Source organism: Propioniciclava sp. MC1595 (genome assembly GCF_017569205.1).
GTDB lineage: Bacteria > Actinomycetota > Actinomycetes > Propionibacteriales > Propionibacteriaceae > Propioniciclava.
In genome coordinates this window covers 2,492,796-2,512,070 of the sequence record NZ_CP071870.1, presented here as the reverse complement: position 1 = coordinate 2,512,070, position 19,275 = coordinate 2,492,796, and the positions used below count along the sequence as shown (strand labels likewise).

At 70.4% G+C, this 19,275-nt stretch carries 24 protein-coding genes; 14 read left to right on the top strand and 10 right to left on the bottom strand.

The window, feature by feature from the left end; all coding sequences use genetic code 11:
- Positions 1-444, top strand: coding sequence for a 50S ribosomal protein L15 (rplO, locus tag J4N02_RS12110; RefSeq protein ID WP_182816617.1), 444 nt, complete (start codon positions 1-3; stop codon positions 442-444).
- Between the two features lie 164 nt (positions 445-608).
- Here the strand turns inward: rplO and J4N02_RS12105 are convergent, their stop codons facing one another.
- A complete protein-coding gene (locus J4N02_RS12105; RefSeq protein WP_208090958.1) occupies positions 609-1,514 on the bottom strand; it encodes a hypothetical protein in 906 nt (301 codons plus the stop codon).
- 107 nt (positions 1,515-1,621) lie between these two features.
- On the opposite strand from J4N02_RS12105, the gene J4N02_RS12100 reads away from it, so the two are divergent.
- From J4N02_RS12100 to J4N02_RS12080, 5 genes are all read left to right on the top strand, one after another.
- Positions 1,622-2,335: an SOS response-associated peptidase gene (locus tag J4N02_RS12100; RefSeq protein ID WP_182816615.1), complete on the top strand. Its 714-nt coding sequence runs from the start codon at positions 1,622-1,624 to the stop codon at positions 2,333-2,335.
- Between the two features lie 102 nt (positions 2,336-2,437).
- Positions 2,438-3,775, top strand: coding sequence for a preprotein translocase subunit SecY (gene secY / locus J4N02_RS12095; protein ID WP_182816613.1), 1,338 nt, complete (start codon positions 2,438-2,440; stop codon positions 3,773-3,775).
- Positions 3,772-4,359: an adenylate kinase gene (locus J4N02_RS12090; protein ID WP_188333142.1), complete on the top strand. Its 588-nt coding sequence runs from the start codon at positions 3,772-3,774 to the stop codon at positions 4,357-4,359. The genes secY and J4N02_RS12090 overlap by 4 nt, the downstream gene beginning before the upstream one ends.
- Complete coding sequence (map, locus tag J4N02_RS12085; RefSeq protein ID WP_260519431.1) at positions 4,356-5,189, top strand: type I methionyl aminopeptidase; 834 nt, start codon at positions 4,356-4,358, stop codon at positions 5,187-5,189. The genes J4N02_RS12090 and map overlap by 4 nt, the downstream gene beginning before the upstream one ends.
- 77 nt (positions 5,190-5,266) lie before the next feature.
- On the top strand, positions 5,267-6,952 hold the full coding sequence (locus tag J4N02_RS12080; protein ID WP_243760797.1) for a formate--tetrahydrofolate ligase: 1,686 nt from the start codon (positions 5,267-5,269) through the stop codon (positions 6,950-6,952).
- Between the two features lie 7 nt (positions 6,953-6,959).
- Here the strand turns inward: J4N02_RS12080 and J4N02_RS12075 are convergent, their stop codons facing one another.
- From J4N02_RS12075 to J4N02_RS12065, 3 genes are read right to left on the bottom strand one after another with little or no spacing between them, the layout of a single operon-like run.
- Positions 6,960-7,745, bottom strand: a complete 786-nt coding sequence (locus tag J4N02_RS12075; RefSeq protein WP_188333140.1) for an ABC transporter ATP-binding protein — start codon at positions 7,743-7,745, stop codon at positions 6,960-6,962.
- Positions 7,738-8,652 (bottom strand): ABC transporter permease, encoded by a 915-nt coding sequence (locus J4N02_RS12070; RefSeq protein ID WP_188333139.1) that lies wholly within the window; start codon positions 8,650-8,652, stop codon positions 7,738-7,740. Before J4N02_RS12070 ends, J4N02_RS12075 begins: the two co-directional genes overlap by 8 nt.
- A gap of 4 nt (positions 8,653-8,656) precedes the next feature.
- Positions 8,657-9,676 carry an ABC transporter substrate-binding protein gene (locus J4N02_RS12065; protein WP_188333138.1) on the bottom strand — a complete coding sequence of 340 codons (1,020 nt, stop codon included), beginning with the start codon at positions 9,674-9,676 and terminating at the stop codon, positions 8,657-8,659.
- Positions 9,677-9,814: 138 nt separating this feature from the next.
- On the opposite strand from J4N02_RS12065, the gene J4N02_RS12060 reads away from it, so the two are divergent.
- From J4N02_RS12060 to rplQ, 8 genes are all read left to right on the top strand, one after another.
- Positions 9,815-10,186 (top strand): DUF1707 domain-containing protein, encoded by a 372-nt coding sequence (locus J4N02_RS12060; RefSeq protein WP_182816602.1) that lies wholly within the window; start codon positions 9,815-9,817, stop codon positions 10,184-10,186.
- 108 nt (positions 10,187-10,294) lie between these two features.
- Entirely contained in the window at positions 10,295-10,516 is a 222-nt protein-coding gene (infA, locus tag J4N02_RS12055; RefSeq protein WP_131167419.1) for a translation initiation factor IF-1, read from the top strand.
- A gap of 76 nt (positions 10,517-10,592) precedes the next feature.
- On the top strand, positions 10,593-10,706 hold the full coding sequence (gene rpmJ / locus J4N02_RS12050) for a 50S ribosomal protein L36 (RefSeq protein ID WP_020575560.1): 114 nt from the start codon (positions 10,593-10,595) through the stop codon (positions 10,704-10,706).
- Positions 10,707-10,931: 225 nt separating this feature from the next.
- Entirely contained in the window at positions 10,932-11,306 is a 375-nt protein-coding gene (gene rpsM / locus J4N02_RS12045; RefSeq protein ID WP_182816600.1) for a 30S ribosomal protein S13, read from the top strand.
- A gap of 33 nt (positions 11,307-11,339) precedes the next feature.
- The gene (gene rpsK / locus J4N02_RS12040; RefSeq protein ID WP_182816598.1) at positions 11,340-11,759 is read left to right on the top strand and encodes a 30S ribosomal protein S11; all 420 of its coding nucleotides are present in this window, start codon (positions 11,340-11,342) and stop codon (positions 11,757-11,759) included.
- Between the two features lie 33 nt (positions 11,760-11,792).
- The gene (rpsD, locus tag J4N02_RS12035) at positions 11,793-12,398 is read left to right on the top strand and encodes a 30S ribosomal protein S4 (RefSeq protein ID WP_182816596.1); all 606 of its coding nucleotides are present in this window, start codon (positions 11,793-11,795) and stop codon (positions 12,396-12,398) included.
- A 229-nt stretch (positions 12,399-12,627) separates the two neighbouring features.
- A complete protein-coding gene (locus J4N02_RS12030) occupies positions 12,628-13,641 on the top strand; it encodes a DNA-directed RNA polymerase subunit alpha (RefSeq protein WP_188333137.1) in 1,014 nt (337 codons plus the stop codon).
- Positions 13,642-13,664: 23 nt separating this feature from the next.
- Positions 13,665-14,273 carry a 50S ribosomal protein L17 gene (gene rplQ, locus J4N02_RS12025; protein ID WP_188333136.1) on the top strand — a complete coding sequence of 203 codons (609 nt, stop codon included), beginning with the start codon at positions 13,665-13,667 and terminating at the stop codon, positions 14,271-14,273.
- Positions 14,274-14,787: 514 nt separating this feature from the next.
- Here rplQ and J4N02_RS17205 read toward each other — a convergent pair.
- The 6 genes from J4N02_RS17205 to trmB form a co-directional block, all read right to left on the bottom strand.
- Positions 14,788-15,696 (bottom strand): resuscitation-promoting factor, encoded by a 909-nt coding sequence (locus tag J4N02_RS17205; RefSeq protein WP_188333135.1) that lies wholly within the window; start codon positions 15,694-15,696, stop codon positions 14,788-14,790.
- A gap of 181 nt (positions 15,697-15,877) precedes the next feature.
- Complete coding sequence (locus J4N02_RS12015) at positions 15,878-16,489, bottom strand: superoxide dismutase (protein WP_188333134.1); 612 nt, start codon at positions 16,487-16,489, stop codon at positions 15,878-15,880.
- Between the two features lie 263 nt (positions 16,490-16,752).
- On the bottom strand, positions 16,753-16,962 hold the full coding sequence (locus J4N02_RS12010; protein WP_188333133.1) for a CsbD family protein: 210 nt from the start codon (positions 16,960-16,962) through the stop codon (positions 16,753-16,755).
- 48 nt (positions 16,963-17,010) lie between these two features.
- Positions 17,011-17,625, bottom strand: coding sequence for a class I SAM-dependent methyltransferase (locus J4N02_RS12005; protein ID WP_188333132.1), 615 nt, complete (start codon positions 17,623-17,625; stop codon positions 17,011-17,013).
- Positions 17,622-18,443: a tRNA pseudouridine(38-40) synthase TruA gene (gene truA, locus J4N02_RS12000; RefSeq protein ID WP_188333131.1), complete on the bottom strand. Its 822-nt coding sequence runs from the start codon at positions 18,441-18,443 to the stop codon at positions 17,622-17,624. The genes J4N02_RS12005 and truA overlap by 4 nt, the downstream gene beginning before the upstream one ends.
- Positions 18,440-19,240 carry a tRNA (guanosine(46)-N7)-methyltransferase TrmB gene (gene trmB / locus J4N02_RS11995; RefSeq protein WP_243760796.1) on the bottom strand — a complete coding sequence of 267 codons (801 nt, stop codon included), beginning with the start codon at positions 19,238-19,240 and terminating at the stop codon, positions 18,440-18,442. Before trmB ends, truA begins: the two co-directional genes overlap by 4 nt.
- Between the last annotated feature and the right edge of the window lie 35 nt (positions 19,241-19,275).

Genomic DNA, 19,275 nt, shown 5'->3' with positions numbered 1-19,275 from the left:
ATGGCGCTCAAGGCACACCACCTGCGCCCGGCCCCCGGGGCCAAGACCGACAAGCACCGCGTCGGCCGCGGTGAGGGTGGCAAGGGCGGCAAGACTGCCGGCCGTGGCACCAAGGGCACCGGCGCACGCAAGAACGTGCCGGCGAACTTCGAGGGCGGCCAGATGCCGCTGCACATGCGGCTGCCGAAGCTGCGCGGTTTCCAGAACCCCTTCCGGGTGGAGTACCAGGTCGTGAACATCGCGAAGCTGGTCGAGCTCTTCCCCGAGGGTGGCAAGGTCACCGTCGAGGACCTCGTCGCCAAGGGCGCCGTCCGCAAGGGCCGCCTGGTCAAGGTGCTCGGCACCGGCGAGGCCACCGTGAAGTTCGACATCGACGCCCACGCGTACACCGCGTCGGCGAAGAGCAAGATCGAGGCAGCCGGCGGCACCGCCAACGAGCTGTGACCTGATCACACACACGCGAAGGGCGTCCCCATCGGGGGCGCCCTTCGTGCATGTCCGGGTGCGGCACCTTGGACGGACCCATCCACGTGGATGGATCTCGTACGCGATCGGGCCCTTGGGCGAGTCGAAGCCATCCCCGACGATGGGGCCGACCCGACCCGGGGTCACCGGCCAGGGAAGTGGGCACGCCACTCGTCGCGCAGGGGAGGGACCCGCATCCCACGCGAACGCATGGCTGCCACCACGCGCTCGAGGGTGGCCGACGGCGTCCGGTAGATGTCCTTGGCGACCAGGGTGACCAGCCGCCAGTCCCGTAGGTCGAACTCCTCGCGGCGCGTGATGTCGCGCTCCCACTGGGAGACCACGGTGGCATGGTGGCGTCCGTCGTACTCGATGCCGAGCCGCGCCTCGCGGTAGCCCATGTCGACGCGTCGGAGGACGATGCCGTGGTCGTCCCGGAACTCGATGCCGATCTGGGGCTCGGGAAGCCCGGCGAGCAGGAGCAGGAGTCGGGTCCGGGTCTCCATGGGGGAGTCCACCCGCGCGCGCACGAGCGCTGCGGCCCGGACGGCCCGCGTGCGGAGGCGGTCCGGGGCCGACGCCGCGGCCCTGACCAGCCGGGCGGGGCTCGCCAGCCCCTTCCTGACCAAGGAATCGCCCAGCACGACCGTGTCCACCAGGCCCAGCACGCCGGCGAGGTCGATGAACGTGGCGGTCGGTGACGTGGTCCGGACCCCGTCGAACGTCACCGGCGTCCGGGTCGAGCGGTGGACCTGCAGGCCCAGCTTCCGGGATCGGTTGCGATGGGCCGGCACGCTCGCGTGCAGGTTCTCGTCGTGGGGCACCACGCCACCCAGCAGGCGTGCGGCGGTGTGGTGGGAGACGAAGCCGTCGACCGGCAGGAGTTGCATGACAGCGCGGGCCTCGAGCAGCGGGGTCACCGGCACCCGAGCGTCCACGTAGACGCCGGGCAACAGGCGCCGGAACCGGGACGAGGCGAGTGCGCGCCGGGTGAGCCCGGCGGCGAGGGCGTCCCTGGCCCGGAAGGGGAGCTTGGGGTTGAAGGCCATGCATCCAGACTCGGGGCTGTCCGCGTCGCCGATCCCGGCATCCACAGGGGTGTTGTCCGGGTGTTGTCGGGACGGACCCATTCGGACGCAGGGTTAGGCTGGCGCGCATGTGCGGGCGCTTCGCTGCCTCGGCCAGCACCGAGGACATCATCGAGACCTTCGCGATCGACGAGGTCGTGGACGAACCCCTGCCCACGTTCAACGCGGCGCCCACCGACCCGGTGCCTGCTGTCGTCGAGCGGCTCGACAAGGAGACCCGCCAGGCCGTCCGCAAGCTCGTCACCCCCCGGTGGGGGCTCGTGCCCTCCTGGGCCAAGGACGCCCGCGGCGGGGCCCGCATGATCAACGCCCGCGCCGAGACCGTCGCGGAGAAGCCCGCGTTCCGCAAGGCGTTCGCGGCCCGGCGCTGCCTGATCCCTGCCGACGGGTTCTACGAGTGGACGCCGACCACCGGCCCGACCGGTAAGCCGGCCAAGCAGCCGTGGTTCATCCGGACGCCCGGGGAGGGACCGTTCGTCATGGCCGGCCTCTACGAGTTCTGGAAGGACCCGGGGCTCGCGGGGGAGGGGGCCTGGCTGACCACCTGCACGATCATCACCACGCAGGCCACCGACGCGCTGGGGCACATCCACGACCGCATGCCCATGACGGTCCTCCCGGGCGACTGGGACGCCTGGCTCGACCCCCGGCTGACCGACGCCGAGGGCGTCCGGCCCCTGCTGCACGCACCGCACGGTGCGGAGGTCGAGACCTACGCCGTGGTGCCGCTGGTGAACAACGTGCGCAACGACGGACCGGAGTTGCTGCAACCCCTGCGCTGAGGTCCCGGGCGATGCGCCGAGCACCCCGAAGGCTTGGTAGAGTCTGACCGGTTGGGCCCACGGCCCGACCTTGTTGTGCTGTCGCCAGTTGATTGGAACCGGATGCTCTCCGCCTTCGCCCACGCGCTCAGGACCCCTGACCTGCGCCGGAAGATCCTGTTCACGCTCGGGGTGCTCGCGGTCTTCCGTCTCGGTTCGGTGATCCCCGCCCCCAACGTGAACATGCAGAACGTGCAGCAGTGCACCCTGCAGGCATCGACCGGTCAGTCCGCCGGCCTGTACTCGATGATCAATCTGTTCTCGGGTGGCGCGCTGCTCCAGCTGTCGATCTTCGCGCTGGGCATCATGCCGTACATCACCAGCTCCATCATCTTCCAGCTCCTCGCCGTGGTGATCCCGCGGCTGGAGGCGCTCAAGAAGGAGGGTGGCGCCGGCCAGCAGAAGATCACGCAGTACACCCGTTACCTGACGATCGTCCTGGCGATCATGCAGTCGACCGCGTTCGTCACGATGGCGATCAGCGGCCAGCTGTTCCCGGGCTGTGCGCTGCCGCTGGTCTACGACAACTCGCTGTTCCCGATCCTGGTGATGATCCTGACCATGACCGCCGGCACCGGCATCGTGATGTGGCTGGGCGAGCTCATCACCGAGCGCGGCGTCGGCAACGGCATGTCGGTGATGATCTTCACCCAGATCGCCGCCGCGTTCCCGGCGCAGGTGTGGGCCATCGCGCTGTCCCGCGGCGCCACCGAGTGGAACGGCCTGACCCTGCCGAACTCGTCCGGCTGGCTGGCCTTCGTCGCGGTCCTCGCGGTGGGCCTGCTGGTCATGCTGGGCGTCGTGTTCGTCGAGCAGGCGCAGCGCCGCATCCCGGTGCAGTACGCCAAGCGCATGGTCGGACGTCGCCTCGTCGGTGGCAGCACCACCTACATCCCGATCAAGGTCAACCAGGCCGGTGTGATCCCGGTGATCTTCGCCAGCTCGCTGCTGTACCTGCCGATCATGTTCGCCCAGTTCGCCCCCAACAACCCGGTGTCGTCGTGGATCGCGACGAACATGTCGGGACAGGGCATCTGGCACAACCTGGTCATGTTCGTGCTGATCGTGGCCTTCGCCTACTTCTACGTGTCGATCACCTTCAACCCCGAGGAGGTCGCGGACAACATGAAGAAGTACGGCGGCTTCATCCCGGGCATCCGTGCGGGCAAGCCGACCGAGAAGTACCTCGCGCACGTCCTGAGCCGCCTCACCGCGCCGGGCGCCACCTACCTGGGCCTGATCTCCCTGCTGCCCGCCTTCGCCTTCCTGGCGCTGGGCACGTCGCAGCAGTTCCCCTTCGGTGGCACCTCCATCCTGATCGTCGTCGGCGTCGGCCTCGACACCGTCAAGCAGATCCAGAGCCAGCTGCAGCAGCGCAACTACGAGGGCTTCCTGAGGTGAGGCTCCTCATCATGGGCCCGCCGGGGGCGGGGAAGGGGACCCAGGCCGGCGCCATCGCCGACCACTACGGCATCGTCACGATCTCGACGGGCCAGCTCTTCCGCGACAACATCCAGCTGGGCACCCCGCTGGGCAAGCGGATCGAGTCGCTGATCGCGGCCGGCAACCTCGTCCCCGACGAGCTGACCAACGAGATGGTGTTCCAGCGCCTCTCCAGCCCCGACGTACGCAAGCGCGGGGGCTTCCTGCTGGACGGCTACCCGCGCACCCTCGACCAGGTGGAGGCCCTCGACGGGGCCCTCATCCGCAGCCGGCGCCGCCTCAAGGCCGTCATCGCCCTCGTGGCCGACCCCAACCAGCTGATCGCCCGCATGCTCAAGCGGGCCGAGATCGAGGGCCGGGCCGACGACAACGAGGAGTCGATCCGCCACCGCATCGAGGTCTACCACGCCCAGACCGCGCCGCTGCTCGACGTGTACCACGACCGCGGCCTCCTCGTCGAGGTGGACGCCGAGGGCACGGTCGACGAGGTCCGCGAGCGCATCACCGGCTCCCTCGACGCCAAGCTCGGACAGCCCGCGTGAGCGGCGTCGAACTCAAGACGCCCGACCAGCTGCGCACCATGCGGCGCGCCGGCCTCGTCGTCGCCGAGGTGCACCGCGCGGTCCGCGAGGCCGCGGCCCCCGGGGTCACCACCGGCGAGCTCGACCAGCTGGCCCGCGACATCCTGGCCCGCCACGGCGCCGGGTCCTCCTTCCTGAACTACGGCGCCGCGTGGGGTTACCCGCCCTACCCGGGCGTCACCTGCATCTCGGTCAACGAGGAGGTCGTCCACGGCATCCCCGGGCCCCGTGAGCTCGTCGCCGGTGACTTGGTCTCGGTCGACTTCGGCGCGATCGTCGACGGCTTCCACGGCGACGCCGCGATCACCTTCGGGGTCGGCGAGCTGTCCGAGGCCGACCAGCGGCTCTCCGACGTGACGCTCGAGTCCCTGTGGGCGGGCATCGCCGCCGCGCACCTGGGCGGCCGCGTGACCGACATCTCCCACGCCATCGAGAAGAGCATCCGGGCCCGCCGCGAGCGCTACGGCATCCTCAAGGACTACACCGGCCACGGCATCGGCTCCGAGATGCACCAGGCCCCCGACGTGCCGAACGTGGGGCGTCCGGGCCGCGGGCCGCGGATCGTCGAGGGCCTGGCCCTCGCCGTCGAGCCCATGGTCACGCTCGGCTCGGCCGTCGGCGTCACCCTCGACGACGAGTGGACGGTCGTGACCAAGGACGGCTCGCGCGCCTGCCACTGGGAGCACACGATCACCGTCACGCCGAAGGGCCTGTGGGTCCTCACGGCCGAGGACGGGGGCGAGGCCGAACTCGCCGCGCGGGGCGTCCCGTTCGGGCCGCTGGCCGACTGACCGCAACTCTTCACACTGCGGGCCCGGCGCCCCCTGCCGAGGGGCCTGCCGCCTGCCGGTGGTGTTGAATGGGGATCGTGCCTTCTGATCTCGAGATCGCCCAGGCCGCACCGCTGCGGCCGCTGACCGACATCGGTGCCTCGCTCGGGCTCGCGCCCGACGACCTCGAACCCTTCGGCCGCCACGCGGCCAAGATCGAGCTGGACGCCGTGGGTGCGGCCCGGCCTTCGGGCAAGTACGTGGTGGTGACCGCCGTCACCCCGACGCCGCTGGGGGAGGGCAAGACCACCACCGCCGTGGGCCTCGTGCAGGGGCTCGGCAAGGTCGGCCGGCAGGCCACCGCCGTGCTGCGACAGCCCTCGCTGGGCCCGGTGTTCGGCATCAAGGGCGGCGCCGCGGGCGCGGGGTGGTCGCAGATCATCCCCATGGAGGTGCTCAACCTGCACCTGACCGGTGACTTCCACGCGGTCACGGCGGCCCACAACCTGCTGGCCGCCATGGTCGACAACCACCTGCAGCACGGCAACAAGCTCGGCATCGCCCCGCACTCGATCACCTGGGGCCGCGTGCTCGACGTGAACGACCGCGCGCTGCGCAACATCGTCATCGGCCTCGGCGGACGCCTCGACGGCGTGCCGCGGCAGGCGCGCTTCGACATCACCGCGGCGTCCGAGGTCATGACGATCCTCGCGCTGGCGACGTCGCTGACCGACCTGCGCGAGCGGCTGGGCCGCATCGTGGTGGGCACCGACGTCGAGGGGCGTCCGGTGACCGCGGAGATGCTGAAGGCCGCGGGCGCCATGGCGGTGCTGCTCAAGGACGCCGTGCGCCCCAACCTGCTGCAGACCATCGAGGGGCAGGCCGCGCTGATCCACTGCGGGCCCTTCGGGAGCATCGCCACCGGCAACAGCTCGATCGTGGCCGACCACGTGGGGCTGTCGCGCTCCGACATCGTCGTGACCGAGGCTGGCTTCGGCGCCGACCTGGGCTACGAGCGGTTCGTGAACGTGAAGTGCCGCACGTCCGGCTTCGTGCCCGACGCGGCGGTCGTCGTCGTCACCGTGCGCGCGCTCAAGGTGCACTCGGGCCGGTTCAAGGTCGTGGCGGGCAAGCCGCTGCCGCCCGAGCTGCTGCAGGAGAACCCCGACGACGTCGCGGCCGGCCTGTCGAACCTGGCCCACCACCTCGACATCGTCGCGAGGACCGGCGTGCCGGCGGTGGTCGCGATCAACGCGTTCCCCGACGACCACCCCTCCGAGCACGCTGTCATCCAGCGCTTCGCGCACCAGCGCGGCGTGCGGTGCGCGGTGTCGACCCACGTCGCCGACGGGGGAGCGGGCGCCACGGCCCTCGCCCGGGCGGTGCTGGAGGCCGTCGAGGACGGCACGAACCTGACGTTCTCCTACGAGCTGGACGCCTCCCTGGAGGACAAGCTGCACGCCGTCGCCACCAAGGTGTACGGGGCGTCCGGGGTGGACCTGGCCCCGGCCGCGGCGACCGAGCTGCGCCGCCTCACCGACCTCGGCTTCGGCGGGCTGCCGGTGCTGATCGCGAAGACCCACCTCTCGACGACGGCCACGCCGGCCGACCGGGGCGCGCCCAAGGGCTGGGTGCTGCCGGTGCGCGAGGTGCGTCTCGCGGCGGGCGCGGGCTACGTGTACGTGCTGTCGGGACAGATGCAGACGATGCCCGGCCTCGGCTCCTCGCCGGCCGCCGAGCGCATGGACCTGGCCGAGGACGGCCGGATCATGGGCCTGTTCTGAGCCCTGCTCAGGCGAGCAGCGTGCGGTCGGAGACGGCCTTCAGCTTCTCGAACTCGTGGAGCAGGTCCTCGGTCGTGGCCTTCTTCTTGTCCTCGCCGGCGAGCTCGTAGATGATCCGGCCCTCGTGCATCATGATCAGCCGGTTGCCCATGGCCAGGGCCTGGTGCATGTTGTGCGTCACCATCAGCGTGGTGAGCCCATGGCGGGCGACGGCCTCGTCGGTGAGCCGCGTGACCAGCGCCGCGCGGGCGGGGTCGAGGGCGGCGGTGTGCTCGTCGAGCAGCAGGATCTTGGGCTGGCTGAACGTCGCCATGAGCAACGAGAGCGCCTGGCGCTGACCCCCGGACAGCAGCCCGACGTCGGTGCGGAGCCGGTTCTCGAGGTCGAGCTCGAGGCTCTTCAGCTCGGTGCGGAACATCTCGCGCTTGGCGCGGGTGACGCCGGTGCGCAGGCCGCGGGTCTTGCCACGCGCGAACGCCATCGCCAGGTTCTGCTCGATGGTCCCGTGCGGCGTGGTGCCGGCCATCGGGTCCTGGAAGACGCGGCCGACCCAGCGGGCCACCTTGTGCACGGGCATCTTCGTCACGTCGACGCCGTCGATGTGCACCGAGCCGGCCTCGGGGCGGAACTCCCCGGCGACCACGTTGAGCAGCGTCGACTTGCCGGCGCCGTTGGAGCCGATGACGGTGACGAAGTCACCCTCGGCCAGGGTCAGGTCGACCCCGTCGAGGGCGACCTTCTCGTTCGGCGTGTGCTGGAAGAAGATCTTGCGCAGGTTGCGGACCTCAAGCACGGGCGGCCTCCCCCTTGGCGGCGGCCTCCATCAGGCGCTCGCGACGCCGGGCCCGCATGTGGCGGAAGACGCCCAGGCGGGGCAGCAGCAGCGCCGCGACGACCAGGATGGCCGAGATGAGCTTCATGTCGTTGGGGTCGGCGCCGGCCTGCAGCGCGAGCTGGATGACGATGCGGTAGACCACCGAACCGACCACCACGGCGAGCGTCGCGAAGATGAAGCGCCGGCCGGAGATGATCGCCTGGCCGATGATCACCGACGCCAGGCCGGCCACGATGAGGCCGATGCCCATGCCGATGTCGGCGAAGCCCTGGTACTGGGCGATCAGGCCGCCGGCGAGGCCGACGAGGCCGTTCGACAGGGCCAGGCCCAGGATCTTGGTGTTGTCGGTCGACACGCCCTGGGCGCGGATCATGCGCTCGTTGTCGCCGGTGGCCTGCAGGGCCAGGCCCAGGTCGGTGTTGAGGAACCAGTCGAGGGCCAGCATGAAGGCCAGCACGACGACGGCGAACACGGCGACCGACACCCAGGTGCCCAGGTGGCGGTCGTCGCGCAGGCCCGACAGCAGCGTGTCGGTGCGCAGCAGGGGCAGGTTGGCACGCCCCATGATGCGCAGGTTGATGGAGTACAGGGCGATCTGGGTCAGGATGCCCGCCAGCAGCGGGTTGATCTTCCCCTTGGTGTGCAGCACGCCCGTGACCAGGCCTGCGATGGCTCCCGCGACCGCACCGGCCGCCGTGGCGAGCCACGGCGACTGGCCGGCGATGATGAGGGACGCCGTGACGGCAGCTCCGGTCGTGAAGCTGCCGTCCACGGTCAGGTCGGGGAAGTCCAGCACGCGGAACGTGAGGTACACCCCCAGGGCCATCAGGCCGTAGATCAGGCCCAGGTCAAGAGCGGACAGCATCGGGTCAGCCGACGACCTCGGCGCCCGCCAGGACGTCCTCGGGGATCGTGACGCCCATGCGCTCGGCGGCGGCCTTGTTCACGTAGACCGCGAGGTCCTTCTGGGTCTCGACGGCCATCGTCGACACGTCGGCGCCCTCGGTGAGGATCTTCACGGCCATCTCGCCGGTCTGGTAGCCGAGCTTCTCGTAGTCGATGCCGTAGGTGATGATGCCGCCCTTCTTGACCGAGTCGCCCTCGCCGACCACCAGGGGGATCTGCTTGGTCTCGGCGACCTGGATGACCGACTCGAGGCCCGCGACGACGTTGTTGTCGGTCGGGACGTAGATGGCGTCCACCTCGAGGGAGTTGGCGGCCTGCTGGACCTCACCGGTGTTGGTGACGGTCTTCTCGACGACCTCGAGGCCCTCGACCGCGGCGGCCTCCTTGGCGGCGGCGACCTGGACCTCGGAGTTCACCTCGCCGGAGGAGTAGATGATGCCGAGGGTCTTGGCCTCGGGCTTGAGCTTCTTGACCAGGGCGATCTGCTCGGCGACCGGGTTCATGTCGGAGGTGCCGGACACGTTGTGGCCCGGGGCGTCCATCGACTCGACGAGCTTGGCGGCGACCGGGTCGGTGACCGCGGTGAACAGCACCGGGGTGTCGGTGATGGCCTGGGCGGCGGCCTGGGCCGACGGGGTCGCGATGGCGAGCACCAGGTCAAGGCCGGCGGTGGCGAAGGTGGTGGAGATCGAGGTGACGGTGGCCTGGTCGGCGTTGCCGTTCTTCTCGTCGTAGGTGACCTCGAGGCCCGCGTCGGCGAGGGCCTTCTTGAAGCCGACCAGGGACGCGTCGAGCGACGGGTGGGCGACGTACTGGGAGACGCCGACCTTGTAGGTCTTGGCGTCGGCCGGGGCCTGGGCGGTGCTGCCGCCGGCCGCGGGGGTGGACGCCGGCGCGGCGGCCGGGGTGCCGGCGCAGCCCGCGAGGGCGAGGGACAGGGCGGCGACGAGGCCCGCGACGACGGTGACGGGGTTGCGCTTCACGATGGTTCCTTCCGGACGGCCCACGGCGGTCGTGAGGTACCGCGCGGGCTGGGACCGGGCCACAGTATCGAGCGGTGGGGACACCGGCGGGCCGGTCTCAGGCCTCGACAAGGCGGTGGCACCGACTACGGTGGGGACATGGCCGAGCTGCCCCGATCCTCGAAGTACCGCGCGACCCCGAACGCGCCGCTGGACGACGGCGAGCGCAACCGCCTGGTCGAGCGGCTCAACGCCGCCTACGAGGCCGGCCAGGTCTCCGCCGACGAGTACCCCCGCCTGCTGGACACCCTGTTCGGGGCGACCACCCTGGGCGAGGTCGCGGGTGTGGTCGAGGTCCTGCCCGGGGCGTCCACGCACGACGTGCCGGCGATCGTGGAGGCGGGCCCGGGGCGTCCGGGTGAGCTGAGCGAGGCGCGCGCGCCGAGCGGGGCCATGGTCGCCAAGGTCGCGGCCGGTGGCGTGGTGGCCCTGGTGCTGCTGCTGGTGATCCTGTTCGCCATCCTGCTCTGAGCGCGATGGCACCCCCGAAGGGGGATTTGGGCGTCCGTTGCCGGTTGGAGTAACATGGGACGTCGGTCACCTGTGTCCACAGGTGGCGAAGCGTTCCCTGAGGAGATCATGGCCAAGAAGGAAGGCGCCCTCGAGATGGAGGGTTCCGTCGTCGAAGCTCTGCCCAACGCGATGTTCCGCGTTGAGCTGACCAACGGGCACCGCGTTCTGGCGACCATCAGCGGCAAGATGCGGCAGCACTACATCCGCATCCTGCCCAGCGACCGGGTCGTCGTGGAGTTGTCCCCGTACGACCTCACACGCGGGCGCATCGTCTACCGCCACAAGTGACCGACGTTCTCAACGCATCCATCCACGCCGGACGCGGGACACCCCTGTGCCCGGCACCAGAGAAGAAAGTAGCTCGATGAAGGTTCAGCCGAGCGTCAAGAAGATCTGCGACAAGTGCAAGGTGATCCGCCGGCACGGTCGCGTGATGGTGATCTGCGAGAACCCGCGCCACAAGCAGCGCCAGGGCTGACGCCCGCTGCACGGCCCGGAGGGACACGATCACCGTTGGAGCCCCTCCAACACAACTGAAGAACGTGACGGCACACCCAGATGGGTGCGGGAGAGGCTCCCGCACGCCAAACCCCCTGGATCCACCCCCGGACGAAGGCCGGGGCCCGCGCTCAGGCGCACGGGACGCCGCACGCCACACACCTTCGCAGCCCACGGGCTGACACATTTGAAAGGGACACGCCTGATGGCACGACTCATCGGTGTCGATCTTCCGCGCGAGAAGCGTCTGGAGATCGGCCTCACCTACATCTTTGGCATCGGTCGCACCCGCGCCAAGGAGATCCTGGCCGCCACCGGCATCAGCGGCGACGTCCGCGTGAAGGACCTGACCGACGAGCAGCTCGTCGCGATGCGTGACTTCATCGAGGCGAACTACGAGACCGAGGGTGACCTCCGTCGTACGGTCGCCGCCGACATCCGTCGCAAGATCGAGATCGGCTCGTACCAGGGCCGCCGCCACCGCATGGGCCTCCCGGTCCACGGGCAGCGCACGCGCACCAACGCGCGTACTCGCAAGGGCCGCAAGAAGGCCGTCGCCGGCAAGAAGAAGGCCCGCTGACGCGGCGCCTGAGAGACCAGGAGAACCAGACACATGGCACAAGCAGGCCGCACCAAGGCTCAGGCTGCCGCCGCGAAGAACAAGGTTCGTCGCAAGGAGAAGAAGAACATCGTCTCCGGGCAGGCACACATCAAGAGCACGTTCAACAACACCATCATCACGATCACCGACCCGACCGGTGCGGTGATCTCGTGGGCCTCCGCCGGCACCGTCGGCTTCAAGGGCTCGCGCAAGTCGACGCCGTTCGCGGCCCAGATGGCCGCCGAGGCCGCTGGTCGCCGTGCGATGGACCACGGCATGAAGCGCGTGGACGTCTTCGTCAAGGGCCCCGGCTCCGGCCGTGAGACCGCCATCCGTTCGCTCGGCGCGCTGGGCCTGGAGATCGGCCCGATCTCCGACGTGACCCCCGTGCCGCACAACGGCTGCCGTCCCCCCAAGCGCCGTCGCGTCTGAGCCCGAGTCGAAGAAAGTAAGGACTGATCAACCATGGCCCGTTACACCGGCCCCATCACCAAGAAGTCCCGCCGGCTCGGTACCGACCTGGTGGGCAACGACAAGGCCTTCGAGCGCCGCGCGTACCCCCCGGGCATGCACGGCCGCGCCCGCACCAAGGAGTCGGAGTACCTGCTCCAGCTCCGCGAGAAGCAGAAGGCCCGCTTCGCCTACGGCGTCCTCGAGAAGCAGTTCCGCCGCTACTACGAGGAGGCCGTGCGCAAGCCTGGCAAGACCGGTGAGGTCCTGCTCCAGATCCTCGAGTCGCGCCTCGACAACGTCGTGTACCGCGCCGGCTTCGCCTCGACCCGTCGTCAGGCCCGCCAGCTCGTCGTCCACGGCCACTTCCTGGTCAACGGCAAGAAGGTGAACATCCCCAGCTACCGCGTCACGGCGTACGACATCATCGACGTCAAGCCGAAGTCGCTGAACCTGGACCCGTTCGTCATCGCCCGCGAGACGCACCACGAGCGCGTCGTCCCGGCGTGGCTGACCGTTCGCCCCAACCGGATGCGCATCCTCGTGCACCAGCTGCCCACCCGCGACCAGATCACGGTCGACGTGCAGGAGCAGCTGATCGTGGAGCTGTACTCCAAGTAGTCGGACGCGGTCGGCGTCCGAGTTCGTCGCGGGCCAACCACCCTGCACTGCGCAGGCGCAGGGCAGGGGGCCAGGCCCATCCACGGCCCACGACGAATCGGACGCCGCCCGCTCGGCTACCCGGCCGTCCGCTCCACCGGTGTGGGGTGGGGGTCACCTTGAACTTCGGGTTCGGCACGGTGCCGGGCCCGCTTTCACCGTCAAATAGTGGGCGGTGGGAAGGAACAACATGCTCATCGCACAGCGTCCGACGCTGACCGAGGACGTCATCTCCGACAACCGGTCGCGCTTCGTCATCGAGCCCCTCGAGCCGGGCTTCGGCTACACCCTCGGCAACTCGATGCGGCGCACGCTGCTGTCGTCCATCCCGGGCGCGGCCGTGACCAGCATCAAGATCGAGGGCAACCAGCACGAGTTCTCGACCCTCCCGGGTGTCGTCGAGGACGTGACCGAGATCATCCTCAACGTCAAGCAGCTCGTGCTGTCCTCCGAGGAGGACGAGCCGGTCGTCATGTACCTGCGCAAGGCCGGGGCCGGTGCTGTCACCGCCGCCGACATCGCGCCGCCCGCCGGTGTGGAGATCCACAACCCCGAGCTGCACATCGCCACGCTCAACGCGTCCGGCAAGATCGACATGGAGCTCGTCGTCGAGCGCGGCCGTGGCTACGTGTCCGCCGCGCAGAACAAGAACGCCGACTCCGAGATCGGCCGCATCCCGGTCGACTCGATCTACAGCCCCGTGCTGAAGGTCACCTACAAGGTGGAGGCCACCCGTGTCGAGCAGCGCACCGACTTCGACCGCCTGATCGTCGACGTCGAGACCAAGCCGGCCATCAGCCCGCGCGACGCCGTGGCGTCCGCCGGCAAGACGCTGGTGGAGCTCTTCGGCCTGGCCCGTGAGCTCAACGTCGAGGCCGAGGGCATCGAGATCGGCCCCTCGCCGGTCGACGAGCAGTACGCCGCCGACCTCGCCCTCCCCGTCGAGGAGCTGAAGCTGACCATGCGCAGCTACAACTGCCTCAAGCGCGAGGGCATCCACACCGTGTCCGAGCTGGTCTCCCGCTCCGAGCAGGACCTCCTCGACATCCGCAACTTCGGCTCCAAGTCGATCGAGGAGGTCAAGCTCCGCCTCCAGGAGATGGGCCTCGCCCTCAAGGACAGCGCCCCCGGCTTCGACCCGCTGGCTGCCCTGGGCAGCTACGACGAGGACGCTGACTTCGACGCCGACAACGACCAGTTCTGACAGACCCAGGAGAGACAACCACCATGCCCAAGCCCACGAAGGGTCCCCGCCTCGGCGGAAGCCCGGCCCACGAGCGGATCATCCTGGCCAACCTCGCCAGCCAGCTCTTCGAGCACGGTCGCATCACGACCACGGAGACCAAGGCCAAGCGTGTCCGCCCGCTCGCCGAGAAGCTGATCACCAAGGCCAAGCGCGGTGACCTGCACAGCCGCCGCGTCGTGCTGCGCACCATCACCGACAAGGGCGTCGTCCACGTCCTGTTCACCGAGATCGCGCCGAAGATGGCCGAGCGTGACGGCGGCTACACCCGCATCACCAAGATCGGCAACCGCCAGGGCGACAACGCGCCCATGGCCGTGATCGAGATCGTCTCCGAGACGGTCGAGGAGTCGCGCAAGGCCAAGGCCAAGGCGTCCGGCTCCAAGGCCGCCCCGAAGGCCGCCAGCAAGCCCGCCGCCAAGGCCGCCAAGCCGGTCAAGGAGGAGGCTGCCGCCGAGGTCGTCGACGTCGAGGCCGACACCGTCGCCACCGACGAGCCCGTCGCCACCGAGGCCGTCGAGGCCGCGGGCTTCGTCGACGCGATGGCGGGCCACGAGTCGGCCGACGCCGACGAGGAGAAGGACGAGGCCTGAGCCTCGCCCTCACCGGCAAGCACGCAGCGCCCGGTCCCCGATGGGGGCCGGGCGCTCTGTTGTGCAGGGGCTGTTGGTGGTCCGGGCAGCGCGGACCGGTGGGTCGGTGCCCGGGGGCCTCGAGGCGGATGCGCTGGGTCATGACCGAGAACTGACCTGAACCCGGCCTACTTCTTCCGTTCGCGCAGGCGTACGCGGGCGAAGTCCCTCGGTTGAGGTCACTTCTCGGCTCCGGCAGCCGCCGCCTGCGGCAGCGTGCGCATGAGCGAGGGGGGTTGGGCAGCGGAGGTTCCCGAAACCCGCAGGACCGACACTCGACCGGCCGGGGCGGGCCTCCGCGGTGCTCGAGTGCCGGTCCTGCGGGTGGCGAGACGAACGGGACGCCGTGGGCCCGGCGCGGTGGGCCCACGGCGTCCGTGGTATGGGAGGGCCAGGCGGGCATGAGCGCGGCCGTGCCCGGGAAACGCGAAGGCCCCGCGAGCACATGCTCGCGGGGCCTTCGGGCTGACGTGGGTCAGGCCGCGTGGCGGCAGCCCCAGGGCTGCAGGCCGCGCTGGGCGTAGAGCCGGTTCGCGACCGTGATCTGCTCGGCGCGCGAGGCCTGGTGCGGGTAGGCCGCGAAGTCGGGGCCGTTCACCGAGCGCCAGGTGGCCAGGCTGAACTGGAGGCCGCCGTAGTAGCCGTTGCCGGTGTTGATGTTCCAGCGGCCGGTAGACTCGCACTGGGCGATCCGGTCCCACATGTCGGCGCGGGCCAGGTTGATGGCGCCACCCTTGGGCTCGGGAGCCGGGGCGGAGTCCTTCGGCGGGGTCGACTTCGTGGCCGGCGTGGTGCGCTCGGTCGAACGGGAGGTGACCTTCCTGGGCTCGACCTTCTTCGGCTCGGCGACCTTCGTGCCGACGCGGACGACCTGGGCGACCGGCTCGAGGGTGACCGTCTCGGAGAGGGTCTTGGTGCTCTCGACCACGCCGTCGACCGTGACGACCTCGACGACGTCCTCACGGGTGCCATTGACGCCCTCGGTCTTCACCTTGCGCTGCCCCTTGGCCAGCGAGGGGTCCTTCACCTCGGTGGTGGGGAACTCGAGCGTGACGACCTTGGTCTCGCTGGTGACGGCCACGCGCTGGACGGTGATGGTGTCGCCGGCCTTCAGGACGGTGCCGATGGCGGGGGAGACACGATCAAGGTTGCCGAGCTTGACGCCGGCGGCCGCGATGGCCTGGCTGACGGTGGGCTCGGTGAGGTTGAGCCAGTGGGTGGTGTTGTCGGCCCACACGCGGATGTCGGTGGTCACGGGCGCGGGCTGGGCGACGGTGGCCACCGTGGCGGGCTGCCCCTGCGTGGCGCCGATGGCGACACCGGCGCCGGTCACCAGCACAGCCGCGCTGGCAGCGACGGCGACGAGCTTGGTCGAGATGGGCAAGACGGACTCCTGACGTGCGGAACAAGTTCTTTCACCCTCTACTATCCGCTGTTTCTGAGAAAATCTCAAACTGACTCTCAGTGTTTCATCAGGTTGGCTGGTCGGAGTGACCAGAAAAAGCCGCTGCCGGCGTCCACGGGGGACGCCGGCAGCGGCGGTCTGCGCGGGTTGCGGTCGCCGATCAGTAGGCGATCTCGGCGGCACGGGCCGCGGCGAGGCGCTCGCCGACGTTGGCCCAGTTGATGACGTTCCACCACGCCTTGACGTAGTCGCCCTTCACGTTCTTGTACTGCAGGTAGAACGCGTGCTCCCACATGTCGAGCTGCAGGATCGGCAGCTGGCCGACGGGCAGGTTGCCCTGCTGGTCGAAGAGCTGGTTGATGTTGAGGCGCCTGCCGAGGGTGTCCCACACCAGCATCGACCAGCCGGAGCCCTGGATGCCGTTGGCGGACTCGTTGAACTGCTTCTGGAACCCGTCGAACGAGCCGAAGAACTCGTCGATCGCGGCCGCGACCTCACCCTCGGGGGCGCCGCCGCCGTCGGGGGACATGTTCTTCCAGAACACCGAGTGGTTCACGTGGCCACCGAGGTGGAAGGCCAGGTCCTTCTCGAGCTTGTTGATCGCGGCGAAGTTGCCGGTCTCGCGGGCCTCGGCCAGCTTCTCCAGCGCGGTGTTGGCGCCGGTCACGTAGGCCTGGTGGTGCTTGCTGTGGTGCAGCTCCATGATCTGGGCCGAGATGTGCGGCTCGAGGGCGCTGTAGTCGTAGTCGAGCTCCGGAAGGGTGTACGTCATCGGGTTGCTTCCTCTCGTTCGGGTCGTCGTTGCGTGCAACAGCGAGCGTCCCCACCCTATTCCCCCCTGCGGGAAGGGCAAGGGGGTCAGCGGGGGTGAAAGCTGCAGCACCGCGCGGGTAGGACGGTCGGCGATGGCGTCGCCCTGCGCATCGCCACGGTGCGCTGCCGGCCGGCAGGAGCCGGCACCCCCCCCGGACGCGCCGAACGGGGTGCGGGATTAGTCTCCGGCACCCCGTTCGGGAGAGTGGTGGTGGTCGAGTGCTATCGGCCGTCGAAGGCGTCCTTGACGCCGTCAGCCAGGTTCCGGCCTGCGTCCTTGACGTTCTCGCCCGCCTGCTTGGCCTTGGCGCCGAGTTGTTCGGCCTTGCCCTCAGCCTCGAGGCGTTCGTTGTCCGTCACGTCGCCGGCAGCTTCCTTGGCCTTGCCGGCCAGCTCCTCGGCCTTGTTCGAGATCTTGTCACCGAGTCCCATGGGCAACTCCTCTCCGCGCGGCGGGCGCCTGCGCTCGATTCGTCGAGGCTAGTCGGACGCAGGTTGGATGACAAGGGGTGCGACCTCGAACACCCGGAATCCCTTGGCCGAAGCGGTCCGGTCGCAGCGGTAGCCCTGCTCCTGCAGCCAGCGCTGCAGCGAGTCCGCGCCGAGGTTGCGGCCCACCACCAGGCGGGCCACGCCGCCCGGCGCCAGGCGGGCCAACCAGTGCAGCAGCAGGGCGTGCAGGGCCTCCTTGCCGATCCGGATCGGTGGGTTGGACCAGATCTCGTCGTAGCGGGCCTCCGGGTCGGCGTCCTCGGGCAGCGTGGCCCGCACACGGTCATCTACGCCGTGCGCGGCCGCGTTGAGGCGGGTCAGCGCGAGGGCGCGCTCGTTGGTGTCCACGGCGTCCACGGTCGCGCCCGGTGCGGCGGACGCCGCGGCCACGGTCAGCACGCCGTACCCGCAGCCCAGGTCGAGGATCCGGCGGGCGCCGGCGTCCGGGGTGTGCGTGCGCAGCAGGACGCCCGTGCCGAGGTCCAGCCCGTCCCCGGAGAACACGCCTGCGGCGGTCGTGAAGGTCCAGTCGGTGTCCCAGAACCGGACGTCGATCGTGCGGCGGCGCTCCTCGGAGGTCGGCGTCTCGAAGTAGTGCGTCATGGTAGGGGCCTCTCGTCGCGGCGGGCACGGGCCTCGAGCTGGCGCGCGGCCAGCTGGTCGTCGTCGGGGTAGCCGACCTCCTCGAGCACGAGCCCGTGGGGCGGGAGGACCGTCACGTCGCCGGCCCGGTCGACCCGGTCGAGCAGGGACGCCAGCCACGCGGCGTCCCGCTGCCCCTGGCCGACCGCGACGAGGGCGCCGACCACCGAGCGGACCATCGAGTGGCAGAACGCGTCGGCGCGCAGGGTCACCTCGACCAGCCCGGCGGGGGAGCGCTCGGCGTGGCACTCCAGCATCTCCCGGATCGTGGTCGCGCCCTCGCGGCGCTTGCAGAACGCGCCGAAGTCGTGCAGGCCGACCAGCGAGCGCGCGCCCGCGTCGACCGCGGCCACGTCGAGGGGGCCGCGCACGCGCACGGCCGTGTGGCGCACCAGCGGGTCGGGGGAGTCGTCGGCCAGGCGGAACACGTAGCGGCGCCAGATCGCGGCGAAGCGGGCGTCGAAGCCCTCGGGCGCCACCCGGACCCGGTGCACCACCACGTCGTCGGGCAGCACGCGGCCGAGGCGTCGCTGCAGCTCCTCGGCCAGGTCGTCCGCGGGCAGGTCGACGTGGGCCACCTGGCCGCGCGCGTGCACCCCGGCGTCGGTGCGGCCGGCCACCGTGAGGCTGACCGGCTCGGGCAGGCGCAGCACGGTGCTGATCCAGTGCTCGAGGGTGCCCTGCACGCTGCGGAAGCCGTCCTGCGTGGCCCAGCCGTGGAAGTCGCGGCCGTCGTAGGCGAGGTCCAGCCGGTAGCGCGTCGGTGCGGCCTGCGTCACAACGGCACCTCCCCGGACGCCCCGGGCCGCGGTTCGCGGTGGAGCAGGTCGGGCACCGTGGGGACGTCGGCGTCGGCGTCCGGGCGTCGGTAGGTGAGGTCGTGGACCTCGCGCCCGGCGTCGAGGCCGCGCTGCTCGTACTTGGTGAGGGGGCGCTCGGCCCAGCGGGGGGCCCACCCGCCGTGCACGTTGACCAGCCCCGGGGCGACGTCGAGCACCTCGCGCATCGCCTCGGCGTAGTCGGCCCAGTCGGTGGCCAGCCGCCACTGCCCGCCCGGCACCAGCCGCGAGGCGACGAGCTCGGCGAACTCGGGGCTGACCAGCCGGCGCTTGTGGTGGCGGGGCTTGTGCCAGGGGTCGGGGAAGAACGTCCACAGCTCGGCGACCGTGACGGGGGCGAACAGGTGCTCCAGCCCCTCGACGCCGTTGGCGAGCACGACGCGGACGTTGGTGACGCCGTGGCGGTTGATCCGGCTCAGCGTGGAGGCGACCGCCGGCTGGAAGACCTCGAACGCCACCACGTTCGCCTCCGGGTGCTGCTCGGCGAGCGCGACCAGGGCCTCGCCCCGGCCGGAACCGATCTCGACGAACAGTGGGGCCTCGCGGCCGAACGTGGCGGCCCAGTCCACGTGGGCGTCCGGGTGCACCGACGTGGAGAGCTCCCGCGCCGGGACGCGGATGACCAGGTCGTCGGCCAGCGTCGTCCACGCCTTCTCCTGGGAGGCGTTCATCCGGGCGGAGCGACGGACGTAGGAGACAACCTCCCGGTGGACCCGGGGACGATCAGGACGCGGCACGCGGAGAGCCTACCGGCCGACTAGACTGGGAGGCG